The following is a 20,129-nucleotide window of genomic DNA, read 5'->3' on the forward strand; positions in this document are numbered from 1 at the left end:
GGCTATCAGCATATCAGCAGATTATCACATCAGCACATTACTTTTGCCTCATGCGAAGAATAGCAGTTGCAAAAGGCGATGGCATTGGCCCGGAAATAATGGATGCCGTATTAAAAATATTTTACGAAGCAAAAGTGCCGCTGGAATATGTAACCGTTGATATAGGCAAATGGGTATTTGATAAAGGTTTTAATACAGGCATGACGCCCGAAGCCAGACAAACCATAGAAACGCTTGGCATTTTATTCAAAGGCCCGATGGAAACGCCGAAAGGAAAGGGCGTAAAAAGCATCAACGTTACAGCGCGTAAAACCTGGAACACGTATGCCAATACAAGAACTTTTCAAACCCTGCACGGCGTTGATACGGTTTTCAGTAAAGCCGGCATTCCGATTGATATAACCGTTGTGCGGGAAAATATTGAAGATACGTATGGCGGTATTGAACACATGATCACCAACGATGTAGCCATCAGCCGCAGAATCATTACGCGCCCGGGCAGCATGCAGGTTATTAAATATGCTTTTGAAATGGCGCGCAAGAAAAAAGCACGCCGCATAACCTGTGCACATAAGGCCAATATCATGAAGATAACCGATGGTTTATTTCTTGAAGTTTTCCAGGAAGTAGCCAAAGATTATCCTGACCTTAAAGCTGATGATGTAATTGTGGATGACCTCTGCATGAAACTGGTTACAAAACCTGATACGTTTGACGTTATTGTGCTTACCAATTTACAGGGCGATATAGTAAGCGACCTCTGCGCCGGGTTAATTGGCGGTTTAGGTTTTGCGCCATCGGCCAATATTGGCGACCATATCTGCATATTTGAAGCGGTGCATGGCACGGCGCCGGATATTGCCGGAAAAAATATTGCAAACCCTACAGCATTGCTGTTAAGCGGTATCGGCATGCTGCGTCATCTTGGTTTAATGGAAAGCGCTACCATGATTGAAAATGCTTTGCTCTATACCCTCGAGCAAGGTGTTCATACCGGTGATTTTGGCAACAAATCAATTTCTGCAGTAAATACAACACAGTTTGCGGAAGCCATAACAAGCAATTTTGGCAAACAGCCCGGGCAAGGCGCCAAGCCGCATTTAAAAGATGCTCCGGTTACAGAAACCATGTTTAAGCTGAATGAAAATGTAATGCTCGAATCTGCAAATGCACCTGCAGAAAATATTATTGGCGTTGACTTTTTCATTGAGAGTGATGAGCAACCTGTTTTTATTGCGAATAAATGCCTGCGCCATGGCGGTGTAAAATTCAAGCTGATTAATATCAGCAACCGCGGCACACAGGTTTGGCCAACAGGTTCGGTTTACACTAATCTTGTAAACCAATATAACGTGCGTTTTGAAAGTATTGATGATATGCCGCTTAAACAGCAGGATATATTAGGATTGTATGTGAGCCTCAGCGGCGATTTTAAAATATGTTCATCAGAATTATTATTAATGCTCGGTGATAAACGTGCATATAGTTTGGCGCAGGGACAGTAAGCGGCTAACCGTTAGCAGTCCACCGTCAACAGCCGTGTATAATTTTTTCGTAAGAATGTTTATAATTTGACTTTTTATTTATGTAACCAGCGATAGTATTTCATGGCAACAATATGATGCAACGTTTGGGGAACAAAGCAGAAATATTAAATAAAAGATTTAGCAGGATAGATTTATTCAAATATTATGAGTGGTTTAAAAAACGATTTATTATTAAAAGCATTAAAAAAAGAACCCGTTTCCCGCCCGCCCGTATGGATGATGCGGCAGGCAGGCCGTTATCTTCCCGACTATATAAAACTCCGTGATAAATACGATTTTTTTACCCGTGTGCAAACGCCTGAACTGGCAACGGAAATAACGTTGCAGCCGGTGAACCAGGTGGGCGTTGATGCTGCCATTATTTTCTCGGATATTCTTGTTATTCCGCAGGCAATGGGCGTTGAAGTATTAATGGAAGAAGGCAAAGGGCCATCATTGCCAAAAACTATCAAAACAAAAAAAGATATTGATGCGCTCAATACTGAAAACGCAGCAGAACATTTGAAATATGTATTGGATGCTTTAACGCTTACCAAAAAAGAATTGAATGGTTTGGTTCCGTTAATTTGTTTTGCCGGTGCACCCTGGACGATATTCTGTTATATGATTGAAGGCAAGGGCAGCAAAACCTGGGATAAAGCCAAACAGTTTGCTTACACTGAACCGGGATTGGCGCATCAGTTGCTGCAAAAAATTACGGCTATCACAATTGATTATTTAAAAGCGCAAACAAAAGCCGGCGCTGATTGTGTGCAGGTATTTGATAGCTGGGCCGGCAGCTTATCGCCGGAAGATTTTAAAACATTCGCACAGCCTTATCTCACACAAATTGCAGATGCCGTAAAAGATGATGCGCCTGTTATTCTTTTTCCAAAAGGTACCTGGTATGCATTGGAAGATTTAAGTAAATCATCTGCGTCAGCTATTGGTTTAGACTGGACGGTCTCACCCAAACAGGCAAGGGCTTTTACAAATAACAATATCACTTTACAAGGCAATTTTGATCCGGCAAAACTGCTGGCGCCTATTCCGCAGATAAAACAATGGGTGAAAGAAATGATAGATGACTTTGGCGCGCAAAAATACATTGCTAACCTCGGACACGGTATTACACCAAACGTTCCGGTTGATCATGCTAAAGCATTTGTGGAAGCGGTGAAGGAATATGCCTAATATTCTGCTTTAAAAATTTTAAACAGAAATAAGGCCATACTATTTTTTGCCTTAATTTTCCACTATAAATTTTTTGGAAAATATATACCCTTAATATGAGATCCTTTTTATTGCTTTTCTATTTCTTCATTCCTTTACTTATTTGCGCCCAGCATTATGAACGATACTATGATTTCAGGTGGAACCCCTGCTTGCCGGCAGAAGCCAGGTTTTATTCAGAACTGAACAAGAAAGATGATTTATGGGAAAGAAAAGATTATTTCATTCATGAACGAAGCCTTCAAATGATAGGCAGTTATACAGATACATCCTGCAAAATACCTGTGGGGCATTTTGAATATTATTATCCAAACAAAAGTTTAGAGTCTATTGGCGTTTACAAAAACGGAAAGAAAGATAGCGTTTGGTTAACCTATTATCCTAACCAAATGATGAAAGATTCCAATACCTATCTGGATGGAAGCGCCATAGGCATAAATATGTCATGGCATTCCAATGGTTATTTAATGGATTCATCTGCTTTTAATACAGATGGCAGCGGCGTTGAAATATCCTGGTTCGACAATGGCAATCCATCTGCGGCAGGCCGCTATAGTGCCGGCTATAAACAAAACGGGAAATGGCAATATTTTCATAAGAATGGGAAATTAAGCGCAATAGAATTGTATGACAAAGGCACGCTTGTTGATAAAAAATATTTTGATGAAGATGGCAATCCCGTGCTTGATACAACTAACATGGATAAGCCTGCTGAATTTTCCGGTGGAAAAAAGGCCTGGCAAAAGTTTTTGCTTAAGAATGTTTATTTCCCATCGCAATACAAGTTTGAAAATGCTGATAAAGCAGTAGTTGTAATTGAAGGCACTATTGATGAAGAAGGGAATATGACAGCGGTTGAAGTGAATACGCCTTTATACCCGGCATTTGATAAAATAGCGGTTGACGCCGTAAAAAAATCACCCAAATGGATTCCGGCCACACAGCATAACAGGCATGTGAAATATTCTTTTCAGCAGGCAGTATATTTTTCGCAGGAGTAACCTGCTGTTAAGGCCAGGCAAATAAATGAACAACATCCGGTTACAAAATTCATTAATTGCACGCACCCGCACAACATTGTTCGTTTCCGAACAGTTTTTACGATCAGTTGATTTCTAAATTGTTGTAATCAAACAGTTTATATGCCGGCATAAGTGTTGAATGAAAACAACATACGTAAAACACCTTATATGTTCCGTAATCATTTTAAAACGGCCTGGCGCAACTTGATGAAGTATAAATTTATTTCTTTCATCAATCTCTTTGGCCTCACTATCGGCTTAACCTGTTGCCTGCTTATTCTTACTTATATACTGAATGAATTAAGCTATGATAAATACAATAAAAACGCTGATAATATTTACCGTGTTACAAGAACTTTTTATAACGGCAATGGAGAAGCCACGCTTAAGTTAAGCACCGTGTCACCGCCATTCGGATATTATTTTCCTACGGATTTTCCTGAAATACAAAAGATGACGCGGCTGTTAAACAATGGCAATACCCCGCTTCGCTATAAAGACAAACTAATAAATGAACCGAATGTATTTTTTGCAGATGAAAACTTATTTGACGTATTTACGGTTGATGTTATAAAAGGCAATCCTAAAACCGCACTGAGCAACCCTTTTTCTGTAATGCTTACCGAAGAAACAGCCAGGAAATATTTTGGTAATGAAGACCCCATCAATAAAGTATTGCGGGCCAATAACCAGTTTGATGTAAAAGTTACCGGCATATACAAAGATTTTCCGGCCAATGCGCACCTGCATCCGCATATACTTGTATCGTTTAATACACTTAGAGATTCTGCTGTATATGGCGAAGAAAACCTGCGTACCAACTGGGGCAACAATTCTTTCTTCACTTACATCATGCTTCCAAAAAATTACAATATAGAAAATATGAAGGCCAGGTTTCCTGCCTTTTTGGATAAGCGCATGACCAACGAGTATGGCCCGAATAAACCTTCCAAATTTACAACGCTTGACCTGCAGAAGCTTACGGATATTCATTTGTATTCCCACACAGATTATGAAGCTGAACCTAACGGCGATATTAAACGCGTTTATATTTTTTCCATTATTGCATTCTTTGTTTTACTCATAGCCTGCATTAATTACATGAACCTTTCCACAGCCCGCTCTGCGCTGCGGGCAAAAGAAATAGGCATAAGAAAAGTAGTGGGCGCCAGAAAAAGAGAACTTGTATCGCAGTTTTTGAGTGAATCAATATTGCTTACATGGACAGCCATTATCATAGCCTTTATTTTATTAAACATTACATTACCCTGGCTGAATAAAGTTTCCGGGCAAAGCCTTTCTATAAATATTTTAATGCGGTGGCAGGTGCTTGTTCCATTGTTTTTGTCACCTTTTATCATAGGCATTATTTCAGGCATATACCCTGCATTATTTATGTCGTCTTTCCAGCCGGTAAAAACATTAAAGGGTTTATTCAAAGCGGGCGGCGGCAATATCAGTTTTCGCAAAGTGCTTGTTGTAATGCAGTTTGCCATTTCCATTGTATTAATTATAACAACCATTGTTGTGTTTCAGCAACTGCGCTATATGCAAAATGCTTCGCTGGGTTATGATAAAGAGCATTTAGTTACTATGCCTTATTACGGGCAATTGAACGATCAGTATGAATCGTTCAGAAATACATTATTGCAGAATCCAAATATTAAGGAAGCAGGCCGTTCTTCAAGAATTCCAACCGGCAGATTGTTGGATGGCCAGGGAGCGCAGGCGCCCGGCAACGATTCTATGGTTCCGGTAAAGGCTGACATACGGTATGTGGCAACGGATTATGATTTTATACCAACTTATGGCATACAGATGGCCGCAGGAAGGAATTTCTCACGTAGTTATGGAACAGATACTTCCGGCTTTATTATTAATGAAGCGGCTGCAAAAGCCGTTGGATGGAAGACAGCACAGGATGCCGTTGGAAAAAGTTTTATTTATGGAGGCAATAGCGGGCGCATCATCGGCGTAATGAAAGATTTTCATTTTGAATCATTGCATCAAACCATTGCGCCTGTCATTTTCGTTATGCCGCCGGGGCAAAATTCCTATAATAACATTTCAATAAAAATTGCAGGAAGCAATATTGCTTCCTCATTGGCAACCATACAAAACACCTGGAAAAAATACCTTCCTGATCTTCCTTATCAATCTACTTTTCTTGATGAGAATTTTGAGAAGTTATATGCTTCAGAACAAAAGCAGGAAACCATTTTCACAACGTTTGCATGCATTGCCATTTTTATTGCATGCCTTGGATTGTTTGGCTTGTCTGCATTTACAATTTCGCAAAGGGTAAAAGAAATTGGTGTACGGAAGGTATTGGGTGCAAACACCGGGTCCATCGTTACGCTGGTTTCAAAAGAGTTCTTAAAACTGGTGCTTATTGCCGCTGTTATTGCTTTCCCCGTTGCATGGTATGCCATGCATAGCTGGCTGCAGGATTTTGCTTACCGAATAAATATTCAATGGTGGGTATTTATTATTGCCGCAATTGTAGCTGCATTTATTGCATTAATCACGGTGGGCTTCCAGGCTATAAAAGCAGCTATGGCAAACCCTGTACAATCATTAAGATCGGAGTAAACAGTTATCCAATCTTTAATTAAAACTCAACATTCAATTATAAACATTGGCAAATGATTATTGATTTTAGAACATTGTATAATATTTAAAGATTAAATTCTTAATCCAAGGACAACGCGTCTTACTTAAACAATCATTCACGTATATAAAAGAGCAAAGCCCTTATAATAAAATTATAAAAGCTTTGCGTGCACGATTAAACCAAAAATTTAATCCTTATTCACAGATAAAATTTCTGTATTATTTCAATAAGAAACTGGAATCTGTAGGCTGTGTAGTATCGCTTGGAGCTGTATCACTCGGCGTTGTATCGTTTGCTACATATACCTTGTTATCAACAGGAAGTGTAGCATGGTTTGAACTTGCTACTGCTATTCCCATTGCGCTCATAACTACTGCTGCTGAAAAAAGAAATTTTTTCATATTAAACTGTTTTTAGATTAATTAAATAGAATTGAATTACGTAATCAAGCCATCGTTCTATTTCAATAAGAAACTGGAATCTGTAGGCTGTGTTGTGTCACTCGGAACTGTATCAGTAGGCGTTGTATCGTTTACGATATACACCTTGTTGTCAACAGGAAGTGTAGCATGGTTTGAACTTGCTACAGCTATTCCCATTGCACTCATAACCACTGCTGCTGAAAAAAGGAATTTTTTCATAGTTTAACATTAAAATTTAAATGATTAATTAATAACCGAAACCCTGTAATTAGCCTGCTTTATTTCAATAAAAAGCTGGAGTCCACAGGTTGTGTTGTATCACTCGGTGTAGTGTCGCTTGGCGTAGTATCATTTAAGATATACACTTTGTTATCAATTGGGCGCGTAGCATTATGATTTGAACTTGCCACTGCTATTCCCATTGCGCTCATTACGATCGCTGCTGAAAAAAGGAACTTCTTCATAGTAAAAATGTTTTTTAGTTATTAAAAGTTTAGCGGGCATGTGAATACAAGTACTTTGCCAGTTTTACATGAACGTATTTTTTTAGCAGTATTAAAATAAGCCGGTTAAAACCATACTAAATTGTTTTCACTAATATGAATATATAAGTGATTGAAATATGGCAGGTAATACATGATTCATTTTGTCATGATATAATTAAAATAATATGAAATAAAAATTCATTTTACGTTTTATAACTTAGCGGTTATGCCTTTTAAATTAGCAGCACCTTATGCACCTGGCGGTGATCAGCCTGAAGCCATCCGTCAGTTAACAGAAGGAATCAATAATAACGAACAGTATCAAACATTATTGGGTGTAACGGGCAGTGGCAAAACTTTTACCATGGCCAATGTTATCCAAAATGTACAGCGGCCAACATTGGTATTAACGCATAACAAAACATTGGTAGCACAGTTGTATGGTGAGTTTAAACAATTCTTTCCTGATAATGCGGTTGGCTATTTTGTAAGCTATTATGATTATTATCAGCCCGAAGCCTACATGCCCGTTAGCGATGTATATATTGAAAAAGATTTAAGCATTAACGAAGAGCTGGACAAGCTTCGTTTGCAGGCAACAAGCGAGCTGCTCACAGGCCGCAGGGATATAATTGTTGTAGCCAGCGTGAGCTGCATTTATGGTATCGGCAATCCCACCGATTTTGAAAACGGCATCGTTCGCATAGCAAAAGGGCAAACCATTTCAAGGCAAGGTTTTTTGCATTCGCTTGTAAACAGTTTATATAACAGGACGCAACTTGAATTTAAGCGTGGCACCTTTCGCGTTAAAGGCGATACAATCGATATTAACTTACCTTATGTTGATTACGGCTATCGCATAACATTTTTTGGTGATGAGATTGAAGAAATAGAAACCATTGATGTAAACACCAACAAAAGAATGATGAAGGTGGAGAATGCAGCCATCTTTCCTGCCAACTTATACCTTGCTCCGAAAGACATGATGCAAACCATTTTATACGAGATACAGGATGAGATGCGTTTGCAAACCGAGTACTTTAAAAGCATTGGTAAATTAATAGAAGCGCAACGTTTAAAAGAGCGTGTTGAATATGACCTTGAAATGATACGTGAGCTTGGTTTTTGTAATGGCATTGAAAATTATTCGAGGTTTTTTGACAGGAGGCAGCCCGGTACAAGGCCTTTCTGTTTGCTGGATTATTTTCCAAAAGACTTTCTTACCATTATTGATGAAAGCCATCAAACCGTACCGCAGATTGCCGGCATGTATGGTGGCGACAGAAGCCGCAAATTGATATTGGTTGAATATGGTTTCCGCCTGCCATCAGCTTTAGACAACAGGCCTTTGAATTTTCACGAATTTGAAAACTTAACAGGCCAGACTGTTTATGTAAGCGCCACGCCGGGCGAATATGAATTAGAGAAATGCGGCGGTGTTGTTGTTGAACAGGTGGTAAGGCCAACAGGTTTATTAGAACCGCCGATTGAGATTCGCCCATCGGTAAATCAGATAGATGATTTATTAGATGAAATTGATAAGCGTGTTAAAAAAGGCGACCGCGTATTGGTAACCACTTTAACCAAACGTATGGCGGAAGAAATGGATAAATACCTGCAACGCATCAATATCAAATCAAAATATATACACAGCGATGTTGACACACTTGAACGCGTTGAAATTTTAAGGCAATTACGTTTAGGTGAGATTGACGTGCTGGTTGGCGTAAACCTTTTGCGTGAAGGCCTCGACCTTCCGGAAGTTTCTTTGGTGGCCATTCTTGATGCAGACAAAGAAGGCTTTTTGCGTAATGAAAGGTCGCTCACCCAAACGGCCGGACGTGCTGCCCGCAATGTGGATGGCCTTGTAATTTTTTATGCAGATAAGATGACGGAAAGCATGCAAAAAACGATTGATGAAACCAACAGGAGAAGAGAAAAACAGGTTGCCTTTAATGTAGAACATAACATTACGCCGCGAACAATTACAAAAACAAAAGAGAATGTATTTGCGCAAACTTCTGTGCTTGATATAAAAGGTTTCGATGCAAAAAATCCTTATGCCATACAAGGCGACGAAGATATAGTTACAACATCTGCCGCCGAAGAACAGGTGATTTATAAAACCATTCCGCAGATGGAGAAAGCTATTAATAAAATTAAAAAAGAGATGGAGAAAGCTGCACGCGATCTCGACTTTATAGAAGCCGCAAAGCTGCGTGATGAAATGTTCCGTATGCAAAAAGAGCTTGAAGCAATGAAGTAATCCCATACATAAACATTCATTTAATAAGCTTATTTTAGACCGCAATGAATAAGATTATTAAAGTTCCGGAACTAATACAACAAACATGCATTGCATTCTTTTTATGCCTGGCATTAGCAGCATGCAATAACAAAACATCTTACGAAACTATCATTCGCAACGGTATTGTATATGATGGTAATGGAGGCGAACCATACAAAGCAGATATTGCTTTGTATGCTGATACCATTGCTTTCATTGGTGATTTAAAAAACGCTTCAGCAAAAAATGAGATCGATGCAAATGGCAAAGCCATTGCTCCTGGTTTTATTAATATGCTTAGCTGGGCAACAGAATCTTTAATACAAGACGGACGTTCGCAAAGTGATATACGGCAAGGCGTAACCCTTGAAGTGATGGGCGAAGGCAGCAGCATGGGCCCATTAAATGCAACCATGAAAAAACAAATGCAGGAAGGCCAAAGTGATATAAAATATAAAGTTGAATGGAATACACTGGGCGAATATTTGAATTACCTTGAAAAGAAAGGTATCAGTTGCAATGTGGCTTCATTTATCGGCGCCGGAACAGTGCGCACCTATATTGTTGGTGAAGATAACCGCGCTGCAACGCCGGTAGAATTAGACAGCATGCGTATGCTGGTTGACCATGCCATGCAGGAAGGCGCAATGGGCGTTGGTTCTTCCTTAATTTATCCGCCTGATTTTTTTGCAAGCACTGATGAATTGATCGCTTTATGTAAGGAAGCATCCAAGTATGGCGGCATGTATATTTCGCACATGCGCAGTGAAGGCAATAAGTTAAATGAAGCAGTAAATGAATTAATAACGATTGCAAGGGAAGCAAATATTCCTGCTGAAATATATCATCTTAAAGCTGCCGGTAAAAATAACTGGCCTAAAATGGATAGTGTAATAAAACAAGTTGAAGCAGCCCGCGCTTCGGGGTTAAAAATAACAGCAGATATGTACACTTATCTCGCCGGTGCAACCGGGATGACGGCGGCATTTCCGCCTTCCTTGCAGGATGGCGGTTTTGGAAAATTATGGCAACGCCTGCACGATCCTGCCATAAGAAAACAAATGGCAAAAGCCATGAATACGGATGCAAAAGACTGGGAAAATTTATATTATGGCGCCGGTAGTGCCGATAATGTTTTGCTGCTCGGTTTTAAACAGGATTCTCTTAAAAAATATACCGGCAAAACTTTAGCTGAAGTGGCTGCGCTGCGAGGCAAAACACCGGAAGAAACGGCCATGGATTTAATAGTTGAAGACAGTACAAGAATTGGCGTTGCGTATTTTTTAATGAGTGAAGATAATGTAAAAAAACAAATGACTTTGCCATGGGTAAGTTTTGGAAGTGATGAAGGTTCTTATACAAACGAAGGCGTTTTTCTTGAATCAAATGCGCATCCAAGGGCGTATGGAAATTTTGTAAGAGTATTGGGTAAATATGCAAGAGATGAAAAAGTGTTAAGCCTGCAGCAGGCAGTTTACCAGCTTGCAAAATTGCCTGCCACCAATTTAAAATTGAAAAAACGCGGAGAATTAAAAGTGGGCAATTATGCAGATGTGGTTGTATTTGACCCGGCAACTGTTACTGATCATGCCACGTATGAAAAACCGCACCAGTACGCGACGGGTGTAACAGATGTTTGGGTGAATGGCGTACAGGTTTTAAAAGACAACGAACACACAGGCGCAACACCGGGCAGGTTTATCAAAGGGCCAGGTTATAAACAATAACGTGTTGTGCTATTAAAATTTTAGGGAGCACCTGTTATATAACGTTCTTAGCTCGTCATGTTGAGAGATTTCTCCTGTCGTCGAAATGACGGTTCAATCTCCTTCTATATACTTTAATAGCACAACACGTAACAATAATAAAATTGTATGCATATTGAAACGCTCCGTGAATATTGCCTTTCAAAGAAAGCCGTAACAGAAGGTTTTCCTTTTGGCGAAACAACGCTTGTATTCAGGGTAAAGGAAAAAATATTTTTACTGGTTGCATTAGATGCCGATCCTTTGCAATTCAATGCCAAATGTGATCCTGAGAAAGCAGTTGAATTACGGGAAGAATATGATGCTGTTAGACCAGGCTATCACATGAATAAGAAACATTGGAATACTATTATAATTGATGGCAGCATTCCATCAAAACTTATAAAAGAAATGATTGATGATTCTTATAACCTCATTGTTCAATCATTGCCTAAGAAAGTAAGGGATGATCTTTAATATCCTATTTTGTTGTTGCCTGCTTACTGCCAAACACTGTTTTCAATAATTCCGTAACACGGGCAGCCGGGTCCTTCCTGATCTTTTGCTCTTCCAGGCCCACTTCATAAAAAATACCATCAATGGCCTTTTGTGTTACATAAGCTGAGATATCCGTTGGAACCTTTTTGGCGGCGAATTTATTATAGGCTGTAAATACATCGCTCCAGTATTTGGTGGCATCCACTTTATTCAAAGATTTTTCAATAACCGGGCTGAAAGCGGCCGTAAGTTGTGCAGTAGTCTTGCCTTTAAAATAATTGGTAGCGGCAAAATCACCACCTCGCAAAATGCCCAATGCATCTGTAATCGTCATCTGTTTTATAGCATTAGTGAAAATGGGCGTTGCCGATTTGGCGGCATCTTCAGCAGCACGGTTTAAAGAAAGAACCGCTTTATCAACGAGGCTTCCCAATCCAAACTGTCGTAATGTTTTTTCAACATTCTGCGCTTCGGGCGGCATTAAAATTTTTATGGCTGCATCTGCAAAAAATCCATCCACAGCACTTAACTGGTTTGCACTGTTTTGCGTGCCAATGGTAAGCGCCTGTTTTAAACCGGCAACGATTTGTGACTGGGACAAATTATTATTGCCAGACGAAGGCAATGAACCGGCTACCTGCTGCAGTTCGGTACAGGAGCAAAGGAAAATGGCTGTAAAAAAAAGAAACGCTATTTTTTTCATTTTACTGTTTAGTTTGAAAAAGCTTAAAATAATGCCAGTTTAAGCGAATCCCCGCTTTATTACAAATTATTAATATTTGCGAATATATTTTTGCTGCAATTAACAACATAGCTTTTCATGAAATTATCACGCATCCTTCCCTGCATTGTATTTTTTTTAGCCTGCAATAATAATAATCAGCCGGATAAAATAACAGTCAATAATAATGACAATCCTGCCCCTCCAATGATAAACTATTCAATCGTAAAAGTTTATCCGCACGATACATCTTCCTATACCGAAGGCCTGGAATGGAGAAATAACAGTTTGTATGAAAGCGGCGGCAGCTATGGAACCAGCAAACTTTATCAGGCAACACTGGAAGGCAAAACCCTGCAATCCATACCATTACCAAAGGAATTTTTTGGCGAAGGCATTACTATACTGAACAATAAAATTTACCAGCTCACTTACCAGGAACATAAGGTATTTGTTTACGATGCGGCTACATTCAAAAAAATAAAGGAGATGGAATGGCCTTATGAAGGCTGGGGCATGACGAATAATGGTAAAGATTTAATTATAAGCACCGGCAGCAGCGTGCTTTATTTTGTGGACCCGGAAAACTTTAAAATTCTCAACCAGTTTAGCGTTACGGATAATTATGGCCCGGTTAGTAATTTGAATGAGCTGGAATATGTAAACAACGTTATATATGCTAATATTTATCAAACAGATTATATTGTAAAGATTGATCCGGAAACGGGAAGCGTGCTTGGCAAGCTGGATATGAGTGGTATTTTAGCTAAAAGCGGCATGCCGGTAAATATTCAAAATTATACAGCTGCAACAGGATATGTTTTAAACGGCATTGCCTACGACTCTGTTAAAAACAGTTTTTTTGTTACCGGCAAAATGTGGCCGGCCCTTTTTGAAATAAAACTGAATAACTGATCTGGAATCGTTTTTGTACCATAAAGCAATAAATTTTTTATGTCGAAACTTTCTACCGTTACTCTATTCATTGCCATCATTATTCTTGCATCATCATGCGCCCGCATATTAAGGCCAGGCACAGGCAACGCTAAAAACCATAAACGCAATACCAATAAAACTGCCGGTAATAAAAATAACAATGCTCCTTCAACCACTACTACAGCAAATGTTACCACGTTAAAAAATATTGTATTCAGCACAGCCGCAAATGCCAATGGCATTAATCAGAAGCTTGCGCTGGATGTTTATAAACCTGCCAATGCAGCCGGGAAAAAATTCCCTGCAATTTTTCTTATTCACGGCGGTGGCTTTGTGAATGGCGATAAAAATTCACTTACATCAACATCCTCCAAACTGGCAGCTAATGGTTATGTGGTTATTTCGCTTAATTACAGGCTTGGTTTTGGAAAGAATGGCGCCCGCTCCAACTGCGCCGACAGCAATCTTTTAAAACAGGCCCTTTACCGTTCTGTTGAAGATGCATACGGCGCAATTAATTATGTTGTTCAACGCGCAGATGATTATAATGTGGATAAGAACTGGATTTTCGTCGGCGGGCAAAGCGCAGGCGCTATTACGGCTTTATCAACTGCTTACTTTCAAAATGATCGTACACAGAAATTTTTCTCCAGCGTCGCAGAACGACCAGGAATATCCATTGCTGCAAAAAACGGTTTTACCATTCGCGGGGTAATAAGCATGTGGGGTGCATTTTTAGATCCCGGCCTGATTACGGCTAAAACAGCGTTGCCAACTATATTTTTCCAGGGAGAGCGAGATAATGTTGTGCCGTTTAATACAAGGCCGTTTGCGCCATGCGCCGTGGCAACGCCTATTTACGGAACCCGTCCTTTATACAACCGCCTGAAAAATTTGGGCGTAACAGCCATTGCACATGTTGACCCCCAGGGCGGCCACGGAGTCTTTACAGAAGATTTCAGAATAAAGAATATACTTTGTTTTTTGAATGATGTGAGACAGGACAGGGTAAAGCAGGTTTACCTTACCGGCATTCAAAACAGTTGTGATAAATAAGTTGACTTGCTGATTAGTTTACTGGTTGAAAAGTGCGAACCAGATTTGAGAATGAACTAGTAAACAAGTGAACCCGTGAACTTTGAAACTGCAACTCTTTTAAGCAGCATATTCCTCTGAAGGAATCTCAAATTTTTCCAGAATCCCGGAAGCAAGTTTCATGGCGCGGCCAATTGCCTGGTCCATATCATAATACCTGTATTCGCCCAGCCTCCCGCAAATAAGCACATTTTCCAACTTTTCGCTTTCGGCCCTGTATTGTTCATACAACTGCTTATTGGCTTTGTCAGGAAAAGGATATTCAAAATTGGCTGAATTTTCGGGCGTAAAAGGTGTTTCATGCGTAAGCATTGTTCCTTTCACTTTATCTTTTTCATCAGGGTGCATTAAATGTTTCCATTCAATGGTTCTTATGCGGGGGTCTTCAACATTTGGGTAATTGACCTGTATGCAGGGTTGATGCTGTTCTGTATTTTCAAGATGCTCTACGCGCCGCTCCTGGCCGCGGTATTTTAATTTGCCATATTTATAACCGAAAAATTCATCAATTGGCCCGGTGAATATGAGCAATTTCTTTGCTGCTACGTTGTCTTTATTCTGCAGGTAATCCGTTTCAAGTTCCAAAGGAATACCCTCAATCATATTACGCACCATTTCGGTGTAACCGTTACGGGGTAAAGCATTCCATCGGTGGTTGGGCGTGAGCGTGTTTACGTTTGATTTATTAATTGTAATGCGCACCGCAAGTTCCTTATCAAGCTCAGTGGCCTTTACACCCCATTGTTTTTCGGTATATCCCTTTATGAATAATTCATATAGCTGGCGGGGCATTTTTGCAAGGCATGCTTCTTCAAAATTGGAAGGCTCGCCTTTAAAAGTTTCTTCCTCCCAGTCTTTACCGGCGATCTTTTCAATGTAATCCTGGTTCACAGGCCAATTAAGGTATTCACCGTTAACTTTTGACCGTATGGTTGCAGACCAGTTATAAAATTCTGTAAACCGGTTTAAAAAATTCCAGATTTTTTCAGAGCCGCACCTGAAATAATGAGGGCCATATTTATGGATCATTGCCCCACTCTCGTGCCTGTAATCAAAAACATTCCCTGCAAGGTGGTTTTTCCGGTCGAGGATAATTACGTTCTGGTTATGATCTGTAAGTATGCGTGCAATAGTACTGCCGGTCAGCCCTGCGCCAACAATTACGAAGTCTTTTTCAGTCATTAAGCAAATGTAAGTTTTAGTATAATATTATTTGGCATGCTACAATATGCATATTAATATGCTCCCTTGCCAGATAACACAACAACGGGTGTTTGCATGAGAATTTTCATGTCAAGTAAAAAGGTATATTCTTCAATATATTCTGTATCATGCTCTATCATAAATTCTGCACTTGTATTGTTTTCCCTGTCCCTTATTTGCCATAAACCGGTAATACCCGGGCGCACCAGGCAACGCACTTCTTTAAATTCAGGATAAGGCACAAGCATAAATGGCACAAGCGGCCTTGGGCCTACTATGCTCATATCGCCTAATAACACATTAAAAAGCTGGGGCAGTTCGTCAATACTGGTTTTACGGATGATTTTTCCAATCCAGGTAATACGTGAATCATTTTTGTCTTTGTGTAAAACACCTTTTTCAGCACTCTCAATATGACGTTTGTGATCCTTTTGTTTTACGCTGTGGTCTGTAACCATCGAGCGAAACTTATGGCATTTAAAATTTATGCCGCCATAACCTACCCTGTCGTTACTGTACAGGATGGGGCCTTTTGAAGTTATCTTTATTAAGAGTGCTACTGTTATTAATATGGGAGCAAAAAGTATAATAAGTATGGATGCTACCAAAATATCAAAAGCACGTTTAAGAAAAAATTGAAATGACTTTTTCTGAATAGACCGGCTGATTGTATAAAAAGAACGCTGATCCTCTGTTTCGTTAGCATATACATGAACAAAGCCGGTATCTTCCGCAGTGTTGCTGGTAAAATTTAGTTTCATAGTTACTTGTTGTTTAAATAGGATACCTAACAAAGATATAAGTTTTCGGAAAAAATTATATGGAAATCAATGACCGTAGTCAAACATTCCGAAAAAAACGTATTTTTCTTGGTTAACGTATTCTATCGGGGTAACAAATATGCCGCACTTCCCTACAAGCATGATACCAGAATTCATTATTTGCGGAATTATTACTATCATTGCCAAAAACAGCTGCGTTTAAATGCTATTTAATTCCTTAGCCTTCGTTGGCTTTTTCATAATTGTTACATCGCTTTTTTTTCTGCTGCCCCATAAATACAGATGGCTGCTATTGTTGATGAGCAGCTGTTATTTCTACATGTCGTTTCTGCCTATATATATATTGGTATTAGGCTTTACGATTGTAATTGATTATTTCGCCGGTATTTTTATTGAGAAAAGCGAAGGGCGAAAAAGGAAGCTTTTTTTATGGCTGAGCATTATAACCAACGTGGGCATACTCGGCTTCTTTAAATATTTTAATTTTATTAATGATAACATAACGGTCCTTCTAAAGCTTTTCAATTTTACAAACCCTGTTCAGGACCTAAGTTTTATCTTGCCTATCGGCCTATCGTTTCACACCTTTCAGGCAATGAGTTATACAATAGAAGTCTATCGTGGCAACCAGAAGTCTGAACGTAATTTTGGAATATATGCTTTATATGTAATGTTTTACCCGCAGTTGGTGGCAGGGCCAATTGAGCGGCCGCAAAATATTATCCACCAGTTTTACGAACCCAAAAAATTTGAATATGACCGGGTGGTAATAGGGTTGAAAATTATGTTGTGGGGTTTCTTTAAAAAGCTGGTGGTGGCCGACAGGCTTGGCATTTATGTAAATACAGTTTTTAGTAACTCTTACCATCATAGCGGGTTAACTTTATTTACGGCCAGCATGTTTTTTTATGCGCAGATATATTGCGATTTTTCCGGATATTCCGATATAGCCATCGGCAGTGCCAAGGTAATGGGCTATAACCTGATGGAAAATTTCAGAAGACCCCTATTGGGAACCAGTTTTGCCGATAAATGGTATCGCTGGCACATTTCGCTTTATACATGGTTTAGAGATTATGTATATACACCACTGGCACGAAAAGCGCGACGCAACAGGTTTAAATTGTTAAGCTATGTTGTATTAATTTTTACGTTAAGTGGTTTATGGCATGGTGCCAACTGGACTTATATTTTATGGGGGTTTTCCGCAGGTTTAAGTATAGTGGTTGAACGTATTTACCAGGATAAAGTACGTCCGCATAAATATATTAACAGATGGTGGCTGCGATTTTTCGGCACCATAATACCGGCAATTATTGGTTGTATCATGCTCGTTTTTTTCAGGGCGCCTACGGTTGGCGATGCATTCCATATATTAGGTTCCATCTTATCATTTAAAGGCGGCAATCTTTTTAAAGGCACCCCACCTATCAATTTTTATTATTGCATAATAGCAATTTGTATGTTGTTTACAGTTGAGGTTATACAGGAGTATTATCCCAAAATAAAACTTATAAATAATAATTCAGTGGTAATAAGATATGGAGGTTACCTTTTAGCAATACTGATAATATTAATGATTGGCGTATTTAACGGAGGACAGTTTATTTACTTCCAATTCTAAGAAACACACAAACAGGTTAATGACAAGAGAAGAAATAAATCATGTTGTAAGGTTTTTAAAAAAGCTATCCATTCTTGCAGTCTTGCTTTTTATATTCGACAGGGGCATTGGGTTATTTCTTCAATATTTATATGAGAAAGACCCGCCGCCTGATATAAAAGCTTTTAATCATGTGATGAATACCCCGCAGGAAGATGTTTATATATTCGGCAGCTCAAAGGTAGCACATGGTTATGTAAGCAATGTTTTTGCTGATACGCTTGGCCTAACCTGTTTTAATGCAGGCAGGGAACAAACCAATATTTTATATGCCGATGTTGTAATGAGTGAAATGCTGCGCAAGCATTCTCCTAAACTCGTTATTCTTGATATAACAGCCAAAGAAACAGTTGCGCACAACATGGAAGCCAGCAAGCTTATTCTTGCTAACCTTATGATACCGCATATAAATACAGACACTTCTTTTTTGCGCATAGGTAAAAAGCTTTTTCCGAAAGAAGTTTTTGCGGCGCAGCTATCTATGTTGCAGCGATATAATTCCCAGGTATTGCCACTTTTGCTGGGCACTAAAAAAAACCGTTTTGAAGAGAACGGCTACCTTCCCGTTCACGGAACTAAAATTGAAGGTGAAATACCCGCTTTCCAGGATAAAGGCGAAAGCTACGACAGCACAGCAAAAGATTATTTCGAACATTTTGTAACCATGCTGCAGGCAAAAAATGTAAAGCTGGTTATAACACAATCACCTTATTACGTACAAAAATTTACAACATCTCCTTCATTGGCTGCATTAATGCCCATCATCAAAAAATATAATGTTGAATACCTCGATTATTCCTTCGATCCTGAATTTTTCAGGAAAGACTATTTTTATGATAATGTGCATTTAAACGATAAAGGCGCCCATGCTTTTTCTGCAAGGCTCGCATCAGATCTAAAGAAAGATCTCGAAAAAAATGACCCTTCAGTTTTAACCAAATCACAAACGGCCAGGCAATGAACGATTTTTTAAAACAAAACAGCCATCTTCTTGAAAAACCTATCATCGTTTTTGGCACAGGCCGTTCCGGCACAACTGTTATTTCCGAGATCATTTTTCAGCATGAAGATTTAGCCTGGCATTCTAACTGGCAGGAACTTTTTCCAAAGTTTGCACCCATAAATTACCTGCGCCGTTTATTTGATAATAAATACTGGCGGGTAATTGGCATGAATACGCAAAACAATAAATCGTTTCGCAACTATATTTTATTCAGGCCAATTGAACGTTACGATTTCTGGGAAGCCGTTACAGGAAAACGAATAGATTTTTCCCGCAACTTTTTACTGAACGAAAAAGCCACGCCTGAAGAGCAGGAACACATAAGAACTTTTTTTGCGCGGATAGTAAAATATCAAAAACGAAAAAGGCTGGCCATAAAAATTACAGGCCCGGCGAGGATGGAATATTTAATGAGCATTTTTCCCGATGCACAGTTTATAAATATTCAGCGTGACCCCGTGGCAACCATTCGTTCATGGATGGAGATTTACTGGAACGAACAAATAACCAACCAGCTTTGGTGGCAGGGCGCTTATACGGCGGCCGAGTTGAAAAAAGCAGAGGAATTATCCTCCGACAAATTCTTATTTGCCGCTTTTCAATACAGGAAGCTGATGGAAACAACCCAGCAGGAAATTGAGAAAATGCATCCTGATATTTATACAACTTCGTATGAAGATTTTGTAAAAGATCCAAAGGCATTTGTAAAAAACCTGATGGATTTTGCACATTTACAACCATCGAAACTGGTGGATACTTTCATGCAAAAATTATCTATTGCTAACCGCAATGAAAGAAAAGCGGTTTCGGAAAATTCTGAGATAACGCCGGAAACCAAACAGCAAATAATGGAAATTGTGAATGCCTGACGGCTTCTTATTAAATTCTATCATA

General features: G+C 39.3%; 18 protein-coding genes. 12 read left to right on the top strand and 6 right to left on the bottom strand.

Features of this window, described 5'->3' with window-relative positions; translation table 11 throughout:
• Positions 1 to 50: 50 nt before the first annotated feature.
• From BM015_RS03110 to BM015_RS03125, 4 genes are all read left to right on the top strand, one after another.
• Positions 51 to 1,505 carry an NADP-dependent isocitrate dehydrogenase gene (locus BM015_RS03110; RefSeq protein WP_090654368.1) on the top strand — a complete coding sequence of 485 codons (1,455 nt, stop codon included), beginning with the start codon at positions 51 to 53 and terminating at the stop codon, positions 1,503 to 1,505.
• A gap of 186 nt (positions 1,506 to 1,691) precedes the next feature.
• Positions 1,692 to 2,720, top strand: coding sequence for a uroporphyrinogen decarboxylase (gene hemE, locus BM015_RS03115; RefSeq protein ID WP_090654370.1), 1,029 nt, complete (start codon positions 1,692 to 1,694; stop codon positions 2,718 to 2,720).
• Positions 2,721 to 2,815: 95 nt separating this feature from the next.
• Positions 2,816 to 3,760 carry an energy transducer TonB gene (locus BM015_RS03120; RefSeq protein WP_090654372.1) on the top strand — a complete coding sequence of 315 codons (945 nt, stop codon included), beginning with the start codon at positions 2,816 to 2,818 and terminating at the stop codon, positions 3,758 to 3,760.
• 189 nt (positions 3,761 to 3,949) lie between these two features.
• Positions 3,950 to 6,373, top strand: coding sequence for an ABC transporter permease (locus tag BM015_RS03125; protein WP_090655212.1), 2,424 nt, complete (start codon positions 3,950 to 3,952; stop codon positions 6,371 to 6,373).
• Between the two features lie 240 nt (positions 6,374 to 6,613).
• Here BM015_RS03125 and BM015_RS21340 read toward each other — a convergent pair whose 3' ends face one another.
• From BM015_RS21340 to BM015_RS21345, 3 genes are read right to left on the bottom strand one after another with little or no spacing between them, the layout of a single operon-like run.
• Positions 6,614 to 6,796 (bottom strand): hypothetical protein, encoded by a 183-nt coding sequence (locus BM015_RS21340; protein ID WP_143075734.1) that lies wholly within the window; start codon positions 6,794 to 6,796, stop codon positions 6,614 to 6,616.
• Between the two features lie 57 nt (positions 6,797 to 6,853).
• Positions 6,854 to 7,036 carry a hypothetical protein gene (locus BM015_RS03135; protein ID WP_090654376.1) on the bottom strand — a complete coding sequence of 61 codons (183 nt, stop codon included), beginning with the start codon at positions 7,034 to 7,036 and terminating at the stop codon, positions 6,854 to 6,856.
• 59 nt (positions 7,037 to 7,095) lie between these two features.
• The gene (locus tag BM015_RS21345; RefSeq protein WP_143075735.1) at positions 7,096 to 7,281 is read right to left on the bottom strand and encodes a hypothetical protein; all 186 of its coding nucleotides are present in this window, start codon (positions 7,279 to 7,281) and stop codon (positions 7,096 to 7,098) included.
• Between the two features lie 247 nt (positions 7,282 to 7,528).
• Between BM015_RS21345 and uvrB the strand changes: the two genes are divergently transcribed.
• The 3 genes from uvrB to BM015_RS03150 all read left to right on the top strand — a co-directional run bounded on the left by uvrB (position 7,529) and on the right by BM015_RS03150 (position 11,811).
• A complete protein-coding gene (gene uvrB / locus BM015_RS03140) occupies positions 7,529 to 9,568 on the top strand; it encodes an excinuclease ABC subunit UvrB (protein WP_090654378.1) in 2,040 nt (679 codons plus the stop codon).
• Between the two features lie 44 nt (positions 9,569 to 9,612).
• On the top strand, positions 9,613 to 11,316 hold the full coding sequence (locus BM015_RS03145) for an N-acyl-D-amino-acid deacylase family protein (RefSeq protein WP_090654380.1): 1,704 nt from the start codon (positions 9,613 to 9,615) through the stop codon (positions 11,314 to 11,316).
• A gap of 147 nt (positions 11,317 to 11,463) precedes the next feature.
• A complete protein-coding gene (locus BM015_RS03150) occupies positions 11,464 to 11,811 on the top strand; it encodes an MmcQ/YjbR family DNA-binding protein (protein ID WP_090654381.1) in 348 nt (115 codons plus the stop codon).
• A 4-nt stretch (positions 11,812 to 11,815) separates the two neighbouring features.
• On the opposite strand, the gene BM015_RS03155 is transcribed toward BM015_RS03150, so the two are convergent.
• Positions 11,816 to 12,535, bottom strand: a complete 720-nt coding sequence (locus BM015_RS03155) for a DUF4197 domain-containing protein (protein WP_090654383.1) — start codon at positions 12,533 to 12,535, stop codon at positions 11,816 to 11,818.
• Between the two features lie 117 nt (positions 12,536 to 12,652).
• On the opposite strand from BM015_RS03155, the gene BM015_RS03160 reads away from it, so the two are divergent.
• Both BM015_RS03160 and BM015_RS03165 read left to right on the top strand, forming a co-directional pair.
• Positions 12,653 to 13,468 (top strand): glutaminyl-peptide cyclotransferase, encoded by an 816-nt coding sequence (locus tag BM015_RS03160; protein ID WP_090654385.1) that lies wholly within the window; start codon positions 12,653 to 12,655, stop codon positions 13,466 to 13,468.
• Between the two features lie 39 nt (positions 13,469 to 13,507).
• The gene (locus BM015_RS03165; protein ID WP_090654386.1) at positions 13,508 to 14,545 is read left to right on the top strand and encodes an alpha/beta hydrolase; all 1,038 of its coding nucleotides are present in this window, start codon (positions 13,508 to 13,510) and stop codon (positions 14,543 to 14,545) included.
• A 99-nt stretch (positions 14,546 to 14,644) separates the two neighbouring features.
• On the opposite strand, the gene BM015_RS03170 is transcribed toward BM015_RS03165, so the two are convergent.
• Positions 14,645 to 15,766, bottom strand: coding sequence for a UDP-galactopyranose mutase (locus tag BM015_RS03170; protein ID WP_090654387.1), 1,122 nt, complete (start codon positions 15,764 to 15,766; stop codon positions 14,645 to 14,647).
• Between the two features lie 53 nt (positions 15,767 to 15,819).
• On the bottom strand, positions 15,820 to 16,548 hold the full coding sequence (locus tag BM015_RS03175; protein WP_090654389.1) for a sugar transferase: 729 nt from the start codon (positions 16,546 to 16,548) through the stop codon (positions 15,820 to 15,822).
• 616 nt (positions 16,549 to 17,164) lie between these two features.
• Between BM015_RS03175 and BM015_RS03180 the strand changes: the two genes are divergently transcribed.
• The 3 genes from BM015_RS03180 to BM015_RS03190 are packed head-to-tail and all read left to right on the top strand — an operon-like array spanning position 17,165 to position 20,104.
• The gene (locus tag BM015_RS03180; RefSeq protein WP_245751191.1) at positions 17,165 to 18,193 is read left to right on the top strand and encodes an MBOAT family O-acyltransferase; all 1,029 of its coding nucleotides are present in this window, start codon (positions 17,165 to 17,167) and stop codon (positions 18,191 to 18,193) included.
• Positions 18,194 to 18,212: 19 nt separating this feature from the next.
• Positions 18,213 to 19,193 (top strand): hypothetical protein, encoded by a 981-nt coding sequence (locus BM015_RS03185; protein ID WP_090654392.1) that lies wholly within the window; start codon positions 18,213 to 18,215, stop codon positions 19,191 to 19,193.
• Positions 19,190 to 20,104: a sulfotransferase gene (locus tag BM015_RS03190; RefSeq protein WP_090654394.1), complete on the top strand. Its 915-nt coding sequence runs from the start codon at positions 19,190 to 19,192 to the stop codon at positions 20,102 to 20,104. Before BM015_RS03185 ends, BM015_RS03190 begins: the two co-directional genes overlap by 4 nt.
• Positions 20,105 to 20,129: the final 25 nt, after the last annotated feature.

Source organism: Parafilimonas terrae, assembly GCF_900115755.1.
Lineage (GTDB): Bacteria > Bacteroidota > Bacteroidia > Chitinophagales > Chitinophagaceae > Parafilimonas > Parafilimonas terrae.